The sequence below is a fragment of the uncultured Hyphomicrobium sp. genome, from assembly GCF_902826555.1.
Taxonomy (GTDB): Bacteria; Pseudomonadota; Alphaproteobacteria; order Rhizobiales; family Hyphomicrobiaceae; genus Hyphomicrobium_C.
In genome coordinates, this window is the sequence record NZ_CADEFI010000037.1 from 4,191 (window position 1) to 19,637 (window position 15,447).

16 protein-coding genes are annotated in these 15,447 nt (G+C 65.4%); 11 read left to right on the plus strand and 5 right to left on the minus strand.

The features are described from left to right. Positions 1-3 precede the first annotated feature (3 nt). Both QZV93_RS13995 and QZV93_RS14000 read right to left on the minus strand, forming a co-directional pair. The gene (locus tag QZV93_RS13995; RefSeq protein WP_295559245.1) at positions 4-426 is read right to left on the minus strand and encodes a SufE family protein; all 423 of its coding nucleotides are present in this window, start codon (positions 424-426) and stop codon (positions 4-6) included. Positions 427-533: 107 nt separating this feature from the next. Beyond that, the gene (locus QZV93_RS14000; protein ID WP_295559246.1) at positions 534-887 is read right to left on the minus strand and encodes a hypothetical protein; all 354 of its coding nucleotides are present in this window, start codon (positions 885-887) and stop codon (positions 534-536) included. A 262-nt stretch (positions 888-1,149) separates the two neighbouring features. Between QZV93_RS14000 and QZV93_RS14005 the strand changes: the two genes are divergently transcribed. From QZV93_RS14005 to QZV93_RS14015, 3 genes are all read left to right on the plus strand, one after another. Then, positions 1,150-1,857, plus strand: coding sequence for a peptidoglycan-binding domain-containing protein (locus QZV93_RS14005; RefSeq protein WP_295559247.1), 708 nt, complete (start codon positions 1,150-1,152; stop codon positions 1,855-1,857). 91 nt (positions 1,858-1,948) lie between these two features. Beyond that, complete coding sequence (locus QZV93_RS14010; protein WP_295559248.1) at positions 1,949-2,296, plus strand: DUF1491 family protein; 348 nt, start codon at positions 1,949-1,951, stop codon at positions 2,294-2,296. Positions 2,297-2,463: 167 nt separating this feature from the next. Continuing rightward, the gene (locus QZV93_RS14015) at positions 2,464-2,658 is read left to right on the plus strand and encodes a hypothetical protein (RefSeq protein WP_295559249.1); all 195 of its coding nucleotides are present in this window, start codon (positions 2,464-2,466) and stop codon (positions 2,656-2,658) included. A 17-nt stretch (positions 2,659-2,675) separates the two neighbouring features. Here the strand turns inward: QZV93_RS14015 and QZV93_RS14020 are convergent, their stop codons facing one another. Genes QZV93_RS14020 through QZV93_RS14030 form a run of 3 tightly spaced genes read right to left on the minus strand, consistent with a single transcriptional unit; the run spans position 2,676 to position 6,245 of the window. Next, complete coding sequence (locus tag QZV93_RS14020; protein ID WP_295559250.1) at positions 2,676-3,263, minus strand: hypothetical protein; 588 nt, start codon at positions 3,261-3,263, stop codon at positions 2,676-2,678. 3 nt (positions 3,264-3,266) lie between these two features. Next, the gene (locus QZV93_RS14025) at positions 3,267-3,935 is read right to left on the minus strand and encodes a DUF1214 domain-containing protein (protein WP_295559251.1); all 669 of its coding nucleotides are present in this window, start codon (positions 3,933-3,935) and stop codon (positions 3,267-3,269) included. A gap of 3 nt (positions 3,936-3,938) precedes the next feature. After that, positions 3,939-6,245 carry a PBP1A family penicillin-binding protein gene (locus tag QZV93_RS14030; protein ID WP_295559252.1) on the minus strand — a complete coding sequence of 769 codons (2,307 nt, stop codon included), beginning with the start codon at positions 6,243-6,245 and terminating at the stop codon, positions 3,939-3,941. Between the two features lie 431 nt (positions 6,246-6,676). Between QZV93_RS14030 and QZV93_RS14035 the strand changes: the two genes are divergently transcribed. The 8 genes from QZV93_RS14035 to QZV93_RS14070 all read left to right on the plus strand — a co-directional run bounded on the left by QZV93_RS14035 (position 6,677) and on the right by QZV93_RS14070 (position 15,440). After that, on the plus strand, positions 6,677-7,045 hold the full coding sequence (locus QZV93_RS14035; protein WP_295559253.1) for a hypothetical protein: 369 nt from the start codon (positions 6,677-6,679) through the stop codon (positions 7,043-7,045). Beyond that, positions 6,951-8,624, plus strand: a complete 1,674-nt coding sequence (locus QZV93_RS14040; RefSeq protein ID WP_295559254.1) for a TIGR02594 family protein — start codon at positions 6,951-6,953, stop codon at positions 8,622-8,624. The genes QZV93_RS14035 and QZV93_RS14040 overlap by 95 nt, the downstream gene beginning before the upstream one ends. 180 nt (positions 8,625-8,804) lie before the next feature. Then, positions 8,805-9,476: a response regulator transcription factor gene (locus QZV93_RS14045; RefSeq protein WP_295559255.1), complete on the plus strand. Its 672-nt coding sequence runs from the start codon at positions 8,805-8,807 to the stop codon at positions 9,474-9,476. Beyond that, positions 9,466-10,887: an ATP-binding protein gene (locus tag QZV93_RS14050; protein WP_295559256.1), complete on the plus strand. Its 1,422-nt coding sequence runs from the start codon at positions 9,466-9,468 to the stop codon at positions 10,885-10,887. Before QZV93_RS14045 ends, QZV93_RS14050 begins: the two co-directional genes overlap by 11 nt. A 264-nt stretch (positions 10,888-11,151) precedes the next feature. Continuing rightward, entirely contained in the window at positions 11,152-11,622 is a 471-nt protein-coding gene (locus tag QZV93_RS14055) for an RT0821/Lpp0805 family surface protein (protein WP_295559257.1), read from the plus strand. Positions 11,623-11,812: 190 nt separating this feature from the next. Continuing rightward, on the plus strand, positions 11,813-13,000 hold the full coding sequence (gene ccmI, locus QZV93_RS14060; RefSeq protein WP_295559258.1) for a c-type cytochrome biogenesis protein CcmI: 1,188 nt from the start codon (positions 11,813-11,815) through the stop codon (positions 12,998-13,000). Further along, positions 12,997-13,461 (plus strand): cytochrome c maturation protein CcmE, encoded by a 465-nt coding sequence (gene ccmE / locus QZV93_RS14065; protein WP_295559259.1) that lies wholly within the window; start codon positions 12,997-12,999, stop codon positions 13,459-13,461. The genes ccmI and ccmE overlap by 4 nt, the downstream gene beginning before the upstream one ends. Continuing rightward, entirely contained in the window at positions 13,458-15,440 is a 1,983-nt protein-coding gene (locus tag QZV93_RS14070; RefSeq protein WP_295559260.1) for a heme lyase CcmF/NrfE family subunit, read from the plus strand. Before ccmE ends, QZV93_RS14070 begins: the two co-directional genes overlap by 4 nt. Positions 15,441-15,447: the final 7 nt, after the last annotated feature.

Genomic DNA, 15,447 nt, shown 5'->3' on the forward strand with positions numbered 1-15,447 from the left:
AGGCTAGGCGAGCGCGGCGCGGGCATCCGATCGAATGCGCTCGACCATCGAGGCGAGCCCGTTCGAGCGTTGCGGTGTCAGGTGATCTTTGAGGCCGAGAGCCTGGAACACCGTCTCGGGTTCGATCGCCAAGATCTCGCGCGCCGGTTTGTCCTGATAGAGCGCGAACAGGATGGCGATCAGGCCGCGCACGATGTGCGCATCGCTGTCGCCCTGAAAATGCAGAACCGGGCCGGCGCCGTTTTCCCCGTCGCGGGCCGCGCTCACGAGCCACACCTGGCTCGCGCAGCCGCGCACCTTCGTCGCTTCCGAACGAAGCGCATCCGGGAAGGGTGAAAGTCCGCGCCCCAGCTCGATGATGTAGCGGTAGCGGTCCTCCCAGTCGTCCAGGAGCTCGAAATCCGACTTGAGGTTTGCGATCGTCATGCCTTTACGTCCTCGCCGCAGCCGCGACCGGGGCTGCCACGTTGGACATATAGGGGTTCCGGCGACAGGGGAAACCGGTTTTCGGCGTGCCGAACGGGAAATGAGCGCTAGATGTCGCCCTGCGGCTTCCCGCGACCCTGCCAATGGGGCGCGAGATCATCGGCCTTCAGCGTACCGCGTTCGCTCGCCAGCTGCGGCGAGAGCGGATCCCGTTGCATGGTCTCCGACGAAGCGCGGATGGCGACGTCGTAGGCGAGCTTGCCGGCAAATTGCGCCTTGGCCAGGAACGTCTCCCAGAACTGTCCGGCCATCTCGCACTGCTGCCCGTTACGGTCGCAGTAGGTCACGGTCCAATGCGCAGCCGTGGCGGCCCGCTCGTAGAGCGCGGCTTGCTGCTCCTCGTCGGATGGCATCACGGCGACGCCAAGCGAAAGCACGACGGCAATCCTGAACAAGCTCATGGCAGGCGATAGCTCCAGTCACGAATGCTCGAGACCCTGGAAGGCCCCGATGCCCGGACGCTACGGCAAAGATTTTGAGGAAGCCCCGCCTCGGGCACGAAAATTTAAGACGATGTTGAAGCAAGTTATCGGAAAACTTGAGACCAATTTTATCGATTCAAAGTGGCTGCAACTTTGAGGAAGGCTTCAGGTTAACGCGATGTTAACGCCCGCCTCGCGATACTCGGCCGAAGGCCTGTAGCGTGTCTTGTCGGGTTCAGCCATGTCGCCAGCTGTTGTGAGATTTGCGTTCCTGACGTTTGCGCTGCTCTCCGGCGCAATGGCCACCAACATCTTTGTCCTGCAGCCTCCGAGCCGCCAATTGGCGAGCGCCGCGCCCGCGCGCGATCACGCCTCCGACGCCATGGCCGGCTGGACGGCCCCGGCGGCGAGTGCGCCCTCCGAATCCAAGATGGTCTCCGCGAGGAAGGACACCGTCGTTCCGCGGCTGGAAACGGGCGCCGTCCACCCCTTGCCCAACACGACCGATCGCTCCGATCTTGTCCGCGCCATTCAGCGCGAGCTCAAGGCCAAGGGCTATGAAACCGGCGCCGTCGATGGCGTGCCGGGTCTCGTCACGCGCGGTGCCATAATGGCCTACGAGTCCGATGCCGGGCTGCCGCTCACAGGAGAGCCCCAGCAGTCGCTGCTCCAACACATCGTTCTGGGATCGGCCGACAGCAGGCAAGCGGGCGCCCAGGACACGCCCGGCCCCGAGGCAGAGGCGGTCATCCGCGCCGTCCAGCGCGCCTTTCGCCAGCTCGGCTACATCACGACCTTGCCCGATGGGCGCTTGAACGACAGCACGAGACGTGCGATCCGGAAGTTCGAGTTGGACCGAAAGCTCAAGGAAACCGGCCGTATCTCAGGCGAGCTGCTGGCAAAGCTCGCGAACCTTGCAGGCGACGCCCTGCAGACGGCCACGCAATAGTGCACACCGGCTGACGGCCGAATGCGAAGCCGCCGAAGGCATGCCTTCGCTTGCGCTCGCGCCCGGTATCTCTCGAAGCAAGGCCGAAACGATGCGGCTCAAATCCGAAATCTGGGTCAAGGCCTACGTGCGCCGGGTGGGGAGCGCCGGGCGCCAGGCTTTTGTCGTACGCCACGGCGACGACGATGCGGGCGCGATCTACATCCGCATCAATCGCCTGGACGGCACCTCGACCCTCTTCGGCCCGGCCCCGGCCAGTCTCTCGGGGCTGGAAACCGATCGCCGCTGGGTCGCCTTCTTCAAAGGCGAGACGCGTTCCGACCTCGAGGTTGAAAGCCTCCTCGAACGCGAGGCGCGTACGGATCCCGATCTTTGGATTATCGAGGTCGAGGCGCGCGACGGCGAGCACGGACTCGAAGGATGGCTGACCGAGATCTGAGGCTTCCGAGACACGCTCTCCGCACGCCGCCGCATCGCGCCCCTGTGCGTTAACCTTTTGTTAACCAAAGCAGCAGCGAGATCGATACATCCGCGATCTGAGCGGTGCCCGAGGGGGAACGGGCTTGAGACAGACCAGAGGGTGCAAGGGTACGGGGGACCCACGCGATGGCCAGCATTCTGGAGTTCAAGCAGCCGGCGTTACATTGTCGGCAAATGAATGGAAAGACAGCAGGGGCCGCGCCGGCCGACATCGTGCTCTTTCCCGGCGTCCGCTACGAGCGCCGGACGGAAGCCCAGCCCGAGACAGCCAAGCCCAAGCGTCGCGCGCGCCGTCGCGATCATCTCGAGCTCGACGACTGACGCCACTGCGTCGGATCTCACGACGCGCGCGTCCGGCGATACCGGCAACTCGCCCGCTTGAGTTCGGCCATGGCGCGCGGACGGTAAGCCTCTCCGCGATCCGGAGCGCGAATGAGGGCGATTCCTTCATTGGCCGGAATCGTCAGCGTATTCTCCTGCACCACCGCCGCTCCCGCGCCCTGTGCCCCGCCCCGCCATGTGTCGTCGCCCGGCACGAGCAGGATCGAGACCTCCGGCCGCCGTTCGGGCGAGGCGACCGATGTGAAGAAATTGTCGCCAGCAGGCGAGAACAGCGCCAATACCCAGCCGGGATCCGGCAGCATCGCCGTAAGGCTCACCGCCCCGTCTCGCGTATCGAACCGGCAAATCGCATAGCGCGCGTCCGGCGATAGGAACGGCAGAGGCTGCGCGTCCGGTGCCACCACCGGCAGGATCTGCATGCTGTTCTCGGGAAGGTCGCCCGCCAGTCGGCCGTAACCCGACGTCGGAATGAGATGCGGCGTCGCGAGCGTCGCCAGGATGTGCAGGATCCCGGCGGCAAAGAGCGCTGCCGCCGCAAGGGGAATATTGATCGACGTGACGCGCGCCCAGAGCCACTTCAGCATGGATCAGCACCCCTTGCGCATGATGGTGGGAACCATGCGTTCCACCTCGCCTTCCTGAGCCACGGCCCGCGTTCCGAGGTCGAGAACGGTGAAGGCCAACGCCAGCCGCCCCGCGCCGCCTGTCGGCAGCCAGTTCCCGCCATGAGCGTCGCGCGAAAGCGTCGCCGCATAGCTTCCGTCCGGGTTGATGGCCATGGTGTCGCTAGTGAACACAGAGCGGCCGAGCACGTTCGGAATGAGCCGGCCTTCTGCGTCGAAGATGGTGAGGCTCCACCAGAAATTCGGAATCTCGCGCCCCACGATCGTATAGGTGCACGAGGAGTGCAGCGTGCGCCCGTCACTGTCGGCGAGCGCAATGAACGTCTGCGAGTTTTCCGTGCTGAGCGGCAGCACGCCGAGGCGAGCCTCGTAGGCGCGCGTATAAGGGTCGGCATCCGTGCGCCCGGCCGAGATCCAGGACACCCAGGGCCCCACCTTCACGGTGCTCAGCGCCGAGCCGCGCTCGATCATGTACCAGCTCGAACCGAGGCCCAGGATCAGCACGATACCGATGAAGAGGGCCCAGTCGGTCGTATAGGAGATCAGCGCCGCGATCCGCTTCTTGAGACGGTGCAGCGTGAAGCTCATGAAGTTGAGCGATGTAAGGGAGCGGAAGGTGCTGGCTACGGACATGGATCAAGGCAGGACAGGAGCGGCGAGGGTATCTCGTCCGCTCGTTTCGGAAGCAAGCGTCGGCCGGGAATTGAGATCGGCGCGGTTTCCGCGCGGCGGCGGTGCCGGCGGAGGCGGAGAACGTCCGTCGATTGGCGTCGGCGAAGCTGGAGCCCCCGGCTGAGGTGCGCCGGGCGGTGGTTCCGCAACGCCAGCGGCCTTGCGCAGCGCTGCCGTAATGCGCTTCAGCGCGTCGCGCGCAGGCTCGGTCATGATGGGCGAGGCAGGCTTCGACGCCCCGAGCTCGGCGGCTGCGGCAGCGGGATTGGTGAGCTTCAGCTCCGCGATGCGCTGCTGCTCTGCGACTTGAACCGGATGCGGTACAAGGCCGGGCAGGGTCGGGATGTTCATGTCGCGATGAGCGACCGACATAAAGGAGTGCCAGAGCGGCGCGGCCAGCTGACCTCCGGTGTTGCCGCCCGCCATCGGACGGTTGTCGTCGTTGCCGAGCCAGACGGCGGCGACGTACTTTCCCGTGGCGCCGACAAACCAGACATCCTTCGGGCCCGAGCTTGTTCCGGTCTTGCCCACGACGTTGGTGAAATCGAGCGCGGCACGTTGGGCGGTGCCGTCGGTCACCACCTTCTGCATCATCTGGTTCATGCCCTCGGCAACCTTGAGCGAGACCAGCTGCGCCGGTTCCGACTCGTCGTGCTCGCGACTGTAGATCATCTCGCCCTTCGAGTTGACCATGTCCAGGATGGCGTACGGCTTTGCGCTCTTGCCGCCATTGGCGAAGGTGGCGGCCGCACCGACGTGCTCGAGCGGCGTGATGCCGTAGTCTCCAAGCGCCATCGAGCAGGACTTGCGGATGCCGGTGATGCCGAGCCGCTGCGTCATCTCGATCACTTTCTCGCGGCCGACCGCGAACGACAGCTCCGAGGCTACCGTATTGAGAGACTTCGCGAGCGCCATCCAGAGCGGCATACGCGCGCCGCTGCCGTGGCTGCCGCCATAGTTTTGCGGGTGCCACCGCCCGCAGGAGCGCGAGGAGTCGCGCACGATCGAGTTCGGAGTGTAGCCATTCTCGAGCGCGGCAGCGTAGACGTAGATCTTGAACGACGATCCGGGCTGGCGGCGTGCATGGGTGGCGCGATTGAACTGGCTCTCGCCGTAATCCGGTCCGCCCACCATGGCGCGCACCGCGCCGTCCGTTTCGAGCGCGACGAGCGCACCCGAGTTGATGCGCAGTCCCCGGCCTTTTTGCTTGAGGAACGTGATCAGCGCCTCGTCGGCCTGCTTCTGCATCGAAAGGTCGACGGTCGTGCGCGCAGTGAGCACGTACTGGTTCTTGCCTTCCGCCAGACGCTGCACTTCCTCGAAAGCCCAGTCGAGGAACCAGTCGGGACTGGTGGTGGCCCGCGTCTCGACGATTTGCGCCGGATGCAGGCGCGCCTCGTGCACCTGGGCGGGCGTGTAGAACCCGGCTTCGACCAGGTTCTGCAGCACCTCGTTCGTGCGCGCGCGTGAAGCGGGCAGGTTGATGTGCGGCGCGTATTTCGTCGGCGCTTTGTAGAGGCCGGCCATCATCGCCGCCTCGGCGAGGTTCACCTCCCGCACCGATTTTCCGAAATAGAACTGCGACGCCGCCTCGACGCCGAATGCGCCGCCGCCGAGATAGGCGCGGTCGAGGTAGAGCTTGAGGATCTCCTTTTTGGTGAAGCGCGTCTCGAGCAGAAGCGCAAGAAACGCCTCCTTGACTTTGCGGTCGAGAGAGCGCTCCGACGACAGGAAAAGGTTTTTGGCGAGCTGCTGCGAGAGCGAGGAGCCGCCCTGCACGACATCGTTGGCGCGCAGGTTCTCCACCAGAGCGCGCGCGGTACCGAGCACGTCGATGCCGAAGTGCTCGAAGAAGCGGCGGTCTTCGGTGGCGAGGGTCGCCTTGATCACGGCATCCGGGATTTCCTCGAGCGGCACGGCGTCGTTGTGCAGAATGCCGCGCTGACCGATCTCGTTGCCGGCAGCATCGAGAAATTTGACGCTGTACTTGCCGGTGAGAAAGCGTCCTTCGTCGAAATCGAGGAAGGCCGGCAAGGCGAGCGCGTAGAGAACGAACAATCCGCCCGTTGCAAGCGAGAGCGCCTCGGACGCGCCCTCGTTGAGGAGCCGTCGCCACCCCGTCAGCTTGAAGCGCGCAAAAAAGCTGGAGCCGGCATCCCAGAGGTCTTTGCCGCGCGATCGGAACTCCGAGACCGAGGAATCGAGACGCGAGTCAAGGGCCATCCAGTCGATGCCCTCGCGGCGTCCGCGCTTGAAAAACCAATCGCTCAACGTGCCAATCCCGTGTCTTGTGCAGTCAAGGCAACCAAACTCGGCGGAGAAGGCTTTGCCCCACCCCGGTTCGGTTTCGCGGACTCAAATCACACTGGCATTATGGTTATTTATGCGGCTCCAGAAAGGCCGGCGACGCACTTGTAAGGGGCAAAACCGGTACGGCATGATCGAGTTATCCCCGGCAGCGCCCGTGCGGATATTCTGAAAGGTCGAGTATTGCAAAGAATAGAATTCACGAAAGAGATGCATTCAAAACAATAAATGAGAAATGTTCTCTTTTGTATTTGACAGCGCAACGGTAGATCTGTAGTATTTTCCTATGGCTGGAAGAGTGTCGCTGATGGCTCGACACCAACGCCTGGGAAAACACCTCATACAATATGGATCCGACCGGTAGCGGCAAACGCCGACGCCGCGGAGTGGCGTCTGTGCCCGCAAAGCCGAGCGACGAAGGGCAGGAAAGTGCCTTGCCGTCGCGCGGGTCGCAGCGGGCGCTCATCGGACGCCTCTACCGCGCCATCAGTCTGAAGCTCGAGCATATGGAGACGAGAATGGCGAGCGGTGAAGCCCGTTCGGCCCAGGACGAGGAGCGCGAGAGCCGTGCCCTCGCCACCCTGATCAACAATTTCGAGAAGGTCACGGAGGCCGTCGCTGAGCTCGACAAGGATGGAAGCGGCAGGCGCAGAGCCGGCGCCGGAGCCGATGCGGAGCGCATGCGCCGCGAGATTGCGGAGCGTCTTGAGCGCCTCGGCAGCGGCGGGGCGACTAAGCGAGGATCTCGCAAGCCTCGACCCTGACACGCTTCACTTCATCCTGTCCGACTGGCAGCTCTGGGCGCGCGACGATCAGCTTCCGCCGCACTCGACCGCGACCGGCGACGACTGGCGCGTCTGGCTGATCCTCGGTGGTCGCGGCGCCGGCAAGACGCGCGCAGGCGCCGAATGGGTACGCGCCAAGGCACTTGGTATCCCGCCGCTCGGCGATGAGGCGGCAACGCGCATCGCGCTCGTCGGCGAGACGCTGGCAGACGTGCGCCGCGTCATGATTGAAGGCGTCTCGGGACTGCTCGCGGTCCATCGCGAGGACGAGCGCCCCGAGCTTGAGGTTTCGAAGTCTCAACTCGTCTGGCCGAACGGTGCGATTGCTCAGATGTTCTCTGCCGAAGATCCTGACAGCCTGCGCGGACCGCAGTTCGATGCCGCCTGGTGCGACGCTTTTCTGGGCGCATGCCTGGAGCGGGCTGGCATCGCCTCGACGCGCTCGCTGCTGGCGCGCTCCTATCTGACGTGGGGCGTGTCTCTCGATACGCCGCGCATCGGCGCCGTGGCCGTGCTGTCGCGCGGCAGCAACCCGGAGCAAGGACATGTCGCCTTTTGGCTCGGCGAGACTGACGATGAGATGGTGCTGCTCGGCGGCAATCAGAAGAACGCTGTCTCTGTTGCGCTCTTCCCGAAATCGCGCGTGCTGGCGTTGCGCTGGCCGGGCGCTGCGGATGCCGAGCCTGAAGACGTCAAAACGGTCGCGGAGAGCGACGCGATCTTCGAGCGCGCGCTCGCGCACGTGCTCGAAATGGAAGGTGGATTTACCGACGATCCCCACGATCCCGGCGGGCCCACCAACCGCGGCATCACGCTCGGCGTGTTCGCCGCCTGGCGCAAAGTCACGCTGTCGGCCGCAAACCGCGCCAGCCTCGTCCGCGACTTGAAGGCCATCGATCCCGCGACCGTGCGCGAGATCTATCGCCGCCGCTATTGGGATCCCGCCCATTGCGCCGATCTGCCCGCTCCACTCGCGCTGATGCAGTTCGATGCGGCCGTGAACCACGGCGTCGGCACGGCCATCCGTTTTCTGCAAGAGGCTGTCGACGCAGGTGTGGACGGCGAGGTCGGTCCCGAGACGCGCACTGCCGTCGCCAGAGCGCCGCTCGACGCCACCCTCGAGGTTTACGCCGCAATCCGCATCCGCCGCTACCGAGCGCTTCCCCACTTCTGGCGCTTCGGCCGCGGCTGGCTACGCCGCGTCGATGCAACTCTGCAGGCGGCCCGCGCCATGACCGCCAAGCAAGCACACCCGACCCCAAACTCTGAAGGAGACATCGATATGACAGCGACATCCGCCGATCCCGCCGCCGGCAAATGGTGGGGCCACTCGATCACCATCTGGGGCACCATCGTCACGATCCTTTCGACCGTAGTGCCGGCGCTGGCGCCGGTGACTGGCGTTGATGTCAGCGGCGACCTGGTTCAGGACGCCGGCCGGCAGGTCGTCGACGCTGTGCAAGCCGTTGGCGCTCTGTTCGGCACCCTCTTGACGATCTACGGCCGCATGCGCGCGACCGTCCCGATCCAGAGGAGCCTCCTCAAATCGAAAGGTTAAGATGATCTCCGCGCACGGGGCGACGGGTCCGTCGCCTCGGGACGTTAAGGGTTGGGAGCGGGAGCGATTGCCGGCCGGCCGCCTCGGTTGCGCCGGAATCGCGAACACTCTAGGCCGGTGAGGGACGGGCGACTATAGTCCCGGCAAGCCGCCACCTTAACCCACGCCAAGAGAGCTCACGTGCGCATACTCGTCGTAGAAGACGACAGGGACCTGAACCGACAGCTCAACACGGCGCTGACCGGCGCCGGCTATGCCGTCGATACCGCATTCGACGGCGAGGAAGGACACTTCCTCGGCGACACCGAGCCCTACGATGTCATCATCCTCGACATCGGCCTTCCTAAAATGGACGGCATCTCGGTGCTTGAGCAATGGCGCCGCGCCAGCCGCAACATGCCGGTCATCATCCTGACCGCGCGCGACCGCTGGAGCGACAAGGTCTCCGGCATGGACGCCGGCGCCGATGACTATCTCGCTAAGCCCTTTCACATGGAGGAGTTGCTGGCGCGCGTCCGCGCCCAGGTCCGCCGTGCCTCCGGCCACGCCCGCAGCGAGATCGAGTGTGGCCCTGTGCGCCTCGACACCAAGTCGTCGCGCGTCACCTGCGATGGCCAGCAGGTAAAGCTCACCTCCCATGAGTACCGACTGCTCGCCTATCTGATGCATCACAGCGGCCGCGTGGTATCCCGCACCGAGCTGGTCGAGCATCTCTACGAGCAGGACTTCGACCGCGACAGCAACACCATCGAGGTGTTCATCGGCCGCCTGCGCAAAAAGATCCCGGCCGACGTGATCGAGACCGTGCGCGGGCTCGGCTATCGCATGAGCCGCGGCGCCGATGAAACTTAAGTCGCTCGCGTTCCGGCTGTTCGCGACATCGGCGGCATGGGTGCTACTGGTGCTGCCGATCGCCGGCGTCATCATCTACCAGCTCTACCGCGACGACCTTCAGACGGCTTTCGATGCGCGCCTCGAGAAGCTCGTCACGTCGATCGCCGTCGACGGCATGGGCGGCGGTCCGCTGCCCATTGCCCCCAAGAACCGCTACGAGCCGCTGTTCGAGGACGCCCGTTCCGGCTGGTATTGGCAGATCGCGCCGATCGACAACAAGAACGCGCCGACGTTGCGCTCGGTCTCTCTCGGCGACTCCAGCATCGAGCTTCCGATCGAGCACAGCATCAACGCCGACGCCGACGGCGCCCGCTGGATGAACGCCGACGGACCCGGCGGCGAGGGCATCCGCCTCGTGGAGTTGATCGACAATCCGGGGCCGCCGGGCCAGGGTCCGCGCTATTCGATCATCGTCGCCGGTCCCATCGACTGGCTTGATAGCCGCCTCGCCAATTTTCTCACCCGCTTGGCAACCGCGCTGTTTCTGACCGGCGTCGGGCTCGTCGCCGTGACGCTGTTCCAGGTGCGCTTCGGCCTCTTGCCTCTGCGCCGCATCGAGCAGGGGCTGTCGAGCATCCGCTCCGGCCAGGCCGAACGGCTCGATGGCGAATTCCCGGCCGAGATCGAGCCGCTGCAGGAGGAGCTCAACGCGCTGCTCGCCTCCAACCAGGAGATCATCGACCGCGCGCGCACGCAGGTCGGCAACCTCGCTCACGCGTTGAAGACGCCGCTTGCGGTGATCACCAACGAGGCCCGTGAGGACAAGAGCACCCTCGGCAAGAAGATTGTCGAGCAGGCCGAGATCATGCGCGATCAGGTGAACCATTACTTGGACCGCGCGCGCGTCGCGGCCGGCGCCGGCGTTATCGGACGCGCGACGCCGGTGCTCGGCACGCTGGAACCGTTGCAGCGCGCCCTCGAGCGCATTCACCGCGACCGCAAGATCGCCATCAGCATCGATTGCCATCCCGACGTTCGCTTTGCCGGAGAGCGTCAGGACTTGGAGGAGATCCTCGGCAATCTCTGCGACAACGCCTGCAAGTGGGCGAAAAGCAAGGTCGCGGTCGAAGTCGAAACCGGCATCAGCCGCCGGCCGCCGAGCCGCTTCAAGATCTACATCGACGACGACGGTCCAGGCCTCTCGGCGGAGGAGCGGGCCCGCATCGGCAAGCGCGGCGTCCGCTTGGACGAGACCAAGCCCGGGTCCGGCCTCGGTCTCGCCATCGTGACGGATCTGGTGCAGTCCTATCGCGGCAGCATGCGCCTCACCGAGTCCCCGATGGGCGGCCTGCGCGTCGAGATCGCGCTCCCCCTCGCCTTGGCAGGCACAGTCGACACGCCGGAACGTCGGAAAACCCCGCAACCCTGAATTGCGGGCGATCCTGTGGAAAGGCGGGGCAACGGTCGGCGCGGAATGGGCGGAACGAGGCTGGACCGGTGGGTAATACCCTACTTTCGCCTGAATCCCGGTAGAAACCGACAAACGGATGTGCTTGAAGACGAGTCACATTCTGGGCAGTGTTTGGGCAGAATGAGGTGGCCCGGCGGAGTGCAGTGCGCGTTGTCTCCGCGGACCGTCCTGCCATTACGACTTGCAGGCGAGCATGACCTGCGGGCAAAAACGGGGATCTGCATGCGCACGACTGGCGCCGCCGCGCTTCTGACGCTGTCGATTGGACTTGCCGGCTGCGGACCCGATGGTCCGAGCAAGGCCGATACCGGCATGGTGGTTGGTGCAGTCGCCGGCGGCATCCTCGGCAACCAGGTCGGCAAAGGCGGCGGCAATATCGCGGCCACCGCTATCGGTGCCGTCGTCGGCGGGATCGTCGGCAGCGAGATCGGCCGTTCGATGGATGCGCAGGATCGCCGCCTCGCGCAGGACGCGGAGTTTGACGCTTTGGAGCGCGGCCAGTCGGGCGTTTCCCGTCAGTGGCGCAACCCCGACAATGGTCGCTACGGTGAGGTCGTGCCGAGCCGTCCTTATAAGCGCGGCACGGTCGATTGCCGCGACTACACCCACAAGATCTACATCGACGGCAAGCCCCAGGCCATGCGCGGCACCGCCTGCCGCAACCCGGACGGCACGTGGAGCAACGTAGGCTGAGCCCGCACGCGCCCGATCAGAGCCGTAACGTCGTCGCTTCGTACCGCAGTGCAGCACGCGCACCCTTGCGAAAAATCGCGCGGAAACGCCGGACTGCGACGTCAAAACTTTTCCATCTCGCAGAGCGACACTTGTCAGCCAGAGCCCTCGCCCCTATTGAACCCGGGACGATGCTCTAGAAGGCTTCTAAATGCTGCTCTGGCTCTGCTTCGCTTTATTGACGGCGGCGGTCGTCACGCTGCTGCTGCGGCCGTTGCGCGAGGCGACGGTCGCCGCGGTCGAGCCCGAGTCGGCTGATCTTGCCGTCTATCGTGACCAGCTGCGCGAGCTTGATGCCGAGCGCGACCGCGGTCTTCTGAACCCGGCCGAGGCCGAAAACGCGCGCGCCGAAATCGCCCGCCGCCTCTTGAAGCGCGCAAGCGGTACGGCCTCTGAAGGCGGTCGCGCTTCGGACGATGCCGCGAGCCTCGTGCGCGCCCGCAGGATCTATGTCGCTATTGCCGCCCTGCTGCCCGTGATCGGCATCGGACTCTACATTGTCGAGGGATCGCCCCACCTTCCGGATCTTCCGTTCCAGGAGCGCAAGGAAGCCGACGCCGGACAATCCAATGTCGGCGAGTTGATCGCGCGCGTGGAGGAGCGTCTGCGCGAACATCCCGAGGACGGCAAGGGGTGGGACGTCATCGCACCCGTCTATCTCCGCCTTCAGCGGTTCGGCGATGCCGCGCACGCGTTTGCAGAGGCGAACCGCCTCGAAGGCGAATCCGTTCGTCGCCTGCTCGGGTTTGCCGAAGCGACATTGCTGGCGGAGGGCGGCGTCGTCACCGAGCCGGTTCGCAAGGCCGCGCTGCGCGTGCTCGAGCTGGAGCCGAAGCGCATCGAGGTGCGCGCATGGATCGCCCTTGCCAAGGAGCAGGACGGCGACCTCCCCGGCGCCGCCGCGGAATATCGCGACATCCTCGCCAAGGCCCCCGCCGATGCCTCCTGGAGGACGACGGTCGTGGAGCGCCTTGCGGTTGTCGAACGCAAGATCAAGGGCGAGCCGGTCGGGAATGCCCCCTCCGCGGCGCCGGCCGAGACGCCGGACGCGGCCACCCCCGACGTAGCGGGCATGTCGGCGGCCGAGCGCGAAGCATTCATCACCGGAATGGTCGATCGTCTGGCCGCCCGTCTCAAGGACAATGGTAAGGATCTCGACGGATGGATCCGGCTCGCGCGCGCCTATAAGGTGATGGGACGCGAGAACGACGCTGAGGGCGCCGTCGCCAGCGCGCGACAGAACTTCGCAGGCGATCGGCCGGCGCTCGACGAGATCGACAAAGCAGCGGCAGGCCTCGGCATCGCCGATCCAACAAAGGAGCCCGCGAACCCGCGATGACCCGCAAGCAGAGGCGAGGGCTCTTGATCGGTCTGGGTGTCGGCGTGTTGTCGCTGGCCGCCATCCTCATGATGTTCGCATTTCGCCAGGCGATCGTGTTCTTTCACACGCCGAGCGATGTGGCCGAGCACAAGATCGCGCCCGGCGCGCGCTTCCGCCTCGGCGGTCTCGTCGAGCAGGGCTCGGTCGTGCGTGGGGACGGAACCAAGGTCGCTTTCACGGTCACGGATACCTTGCAGAAGGTCCCGGTGAGCTATGAGGGCATTCTGCCGGATCTGTTTCGCGAGGGGCAGGGCGTCGTTGCGGAGGGAACACTGAGCCCCGACGGGCACTTTGTTGCCGACACCGTGCTCGCCAAGCATGACGAAACCTATATGCCGCCCGAGGTTGCCAAGGCGCTGAAGGAAAAAGGCGTGAAACTCGGCGAGGGCGCAGAGCACCCCGAAGGGATGACACAGTGATCATCGAGATCGGACACTTCGCGCTGATCCTGGCGCTCTTGGTCGCGGCGGCGCAGATGATCGTGCCTGCATGGGGCGCGCAGAAGCGAGATCGGCGTCTGATGGCCTTTGGCGAGCCCGCGGCCTTGAGCCAGCTCGCGCTGATTCTCATCTCTTTCCTCGCCTTGATGCACGCCTATGTCACCTCGGACTTCTCGGTCGCCAACGTTGCCGCCAACTCCCATTCCTCCAAGCCGTTGATCTACCGGATCTCCGGTGTCTGGGGAAACCACGAGGGATCCATGCTCCTCTGGGTGCTGATCCTCGCCGTTTTCGGCGCCGCGGTGGCGGTCTTCGGCAACAACCTTCCGGCGACGCTGAAGGCGAACGTGCTCGCCGTGCAGAGCTCGGTTGCCGTCGCCTTTCTGCTCTTCATCCTCATCACCTCGAATCCGTTCGAGCGCCTCGATCCGGCGCCGTTCGACGGCAACGGATTGAATCCGATCCTGCAAGACCCCGCGCTCGCCTTCCATCCGCCGTTCCTCTACATGGGTTACGTCGGCTTCTCGATGGCCTTCTCGTTTGCCGTCGCCGCGCTGATCGAGGGACGCACCGATGCCGCCTGGGCGCGCTGGGTTCGCCCCTGGACTCTCTTGGCCTGGATGTGCCTCACCATCGGCATCGCCATGGGATCCTGGTGGGCCTACTACGAGCTGGGCTGGGGTGGCTGGTGGTTCTGGGATCCGGTCGAGAACGCCTCCTTCATGCCATGGCTGGCTGGCACCGCGCTTCTCCACTCCGCGCTCGTCATGGAGAAACGCGAAGCCCTCAAGGTGTGGACCATTCTGCTCGCCATCCTGACCTTCTCGCTCTCGCTGATGGGAACGTTCCTGGTCCGCTCGGGCGTGCTGTCCTCCGTGCACGCCTTCGCCGTCGATCCCGGCCGCGGCGTCTTCGTGCTCTCGATCATGATGCTGTTCACGGGCGGCGGCCTGGCGCTCTTTTCCTATCGCGCACGCGAGTTGCAGCAGGGCGGCGTCTTCTCTCCCATCTCGCGCGAGGGCGCACTCGTCCTCAACAACGTGCTGCTCACCATCGCCTGTGTGACGGTGCTGGTCGGCACGCTCTATCCGCTTGCGCTCGAATCCCTGACGGGCGCCAAGATCTCCGTCGGCGCGCCCTACTTCAACATGACGTTCGTGCCGCTCATGCTGCCGCTCCTTCTCGCGCTGCCCCTGGGGCCTCTGTTGGCCTGGAAACGCGCCGACCTCGCGGCGGTCATGGAGCGCCTGGTCGCCGCCGCCGTTCTGGCCGCGCTCGTCCTTGTCGCGGTGTTCGCGTATGCCGAGCGCGGGCCCTGGCTCGCGCCGTTCGGCTTCGCCATCGGCGTCTGGGTCATGGTGGGAGCGCTCTCCGAGATCGCGTTCCGCATCAAGCTCGGGCAGGCGCCGGCAGCCGAATCCTGGCGCCGCCTGATCAACCTGCCGCGGGCCAGCATCGGCACCACGCTGGCCCACTTCGGTGTTGGCCTGATGGTGATGGGTATCGTCGGCACGACCGCCTACAAGAGCGAGGCCATCCTGCTCATGAAGCCGGGTGACAAGACCGAGATCGCCGGCTTCGAGCTCGCCTTCAAGGGCGCCGCGCCGTCCAAGGGTCCGAACTACACCGAGAGCATCGGCGTCTTCGACGTCACGCGAGGCGGCGCCCCGGTGACGCGCCTCGAGCCGTCGAAGCGCATCTACGACGCCCCGCCGCAGCCGACGTCGGAAGCGGGCATCTATGCCGCCTGGAGCGGTGACCTCTACGCCGTGCTCGGCGACCAGCAGCCGGACGGCGGGTTCGCGGTGCGCCTCTACTTCCATCCGCTCGTGCGTTGCATCTGGTTCGGCGCGCTGATCATGTTCTTCGGCGGTGCCATCTCGCTGTCGGATCGCCGCCTTCGCGTCGGCGCTCCAAGCCGGGCCTCCCGTGCGCCGGCTGGCGTTCCGGCCGAGTGAGGGGATC

What these genes read in the sequence shown, in the direction of transcription:
- QZV93_RS14010 (WP_295559248.1), top strand. Translation starts at nt 1,949, where the DNA reads ATGCGGCTCAAATCCGAAATCTGGGTCAAGGCCTACGTGCGCCGGGTG.
- QZV93_RS14000 (WP_295559246.1), bottom strand. Translation starts at nt 887, where the DNA reads ATGAGCTTGTTCAGGATTGCCGTCGTGCTTTCGCTTGGCGTCGCCGTG.
- QZV93_RS14020 (WP_295559250.1), bottom strand. Translation starts at nt 3,263, where the DNA reads ATGCTGAAGTGGCTCTGGGCGCGCGTCACGTCGATCAATATTCCCCTT.
- ccmE (WP_295559259.1), top strand. Translation starts at nt 12,997, where the DNA reads ATGACCCGCAAGCAGAGGCGAGGGCTCTTGATCGGTCTGGGTGTCGGC.
- QZV93_RS14050 (WP_295559256.1), top strand. Translation starts at nt 9,466, where the DNA reads ATGAAACTTAAGTCGCTCGCGTTCCGGCTGTTCGCGACATCGGCGGCA.
- QZV93_RS14015 (WP_295559249.1), top strand. Translation starts at nt 2,464, where the DNA reads ATGGCCAGCATTCTGGAGTTCAAGCAGCCGGCGTTACATTGTCGGCAA.
- QZV93_RS14055 (WP_295559257.1), top strand. Translation starts at nt 11,152, where the DNA reads ATGCGCACGACTGGCGCCGCCGCGCTTCTGACGCTGTCGATTGGACTT.
- QZV93_RS14040 (WP_295559254.1), top strand. Translation starts at nt 6,951, where the DNA reads ATGCGGAGCGCATGCGCCGCGAGATTGCGGAGCGTCTTGAGCGCCTCG.
- ccmI (WP_295559258.1), top strand. Translation starts at nt 11,813, where the DNA reads ATGCTGCTCTGGCTCTGCTTCGCTTTATTGACGGCGGCGGTCGTCACG.
- QZV93_RS13995 (WP_295559245.1), bottom strand. Translation starts at nt 426, where the DNA reads ATGACGATCGCAAACCTCAAGTCGGATTTCGAGCTCCTGGACGACTGG.
- QZV93_RS14025 (WP_295559251.1), bottom strand. Translation starts at nt 3,935, where the DNA reads ATGTCCGTAGCCAGCACCTTCCGCTCCCTTACATCGCTCAACTTCATG.
- QZV93_RS14005 (WP_295559247.1), top strand. Translation starts at nt 1,150, where the DNA reads ATGTCGCCAGCTGTTGTGAGATTTGCGTTCCTGACGTTTGCGCTGCTC.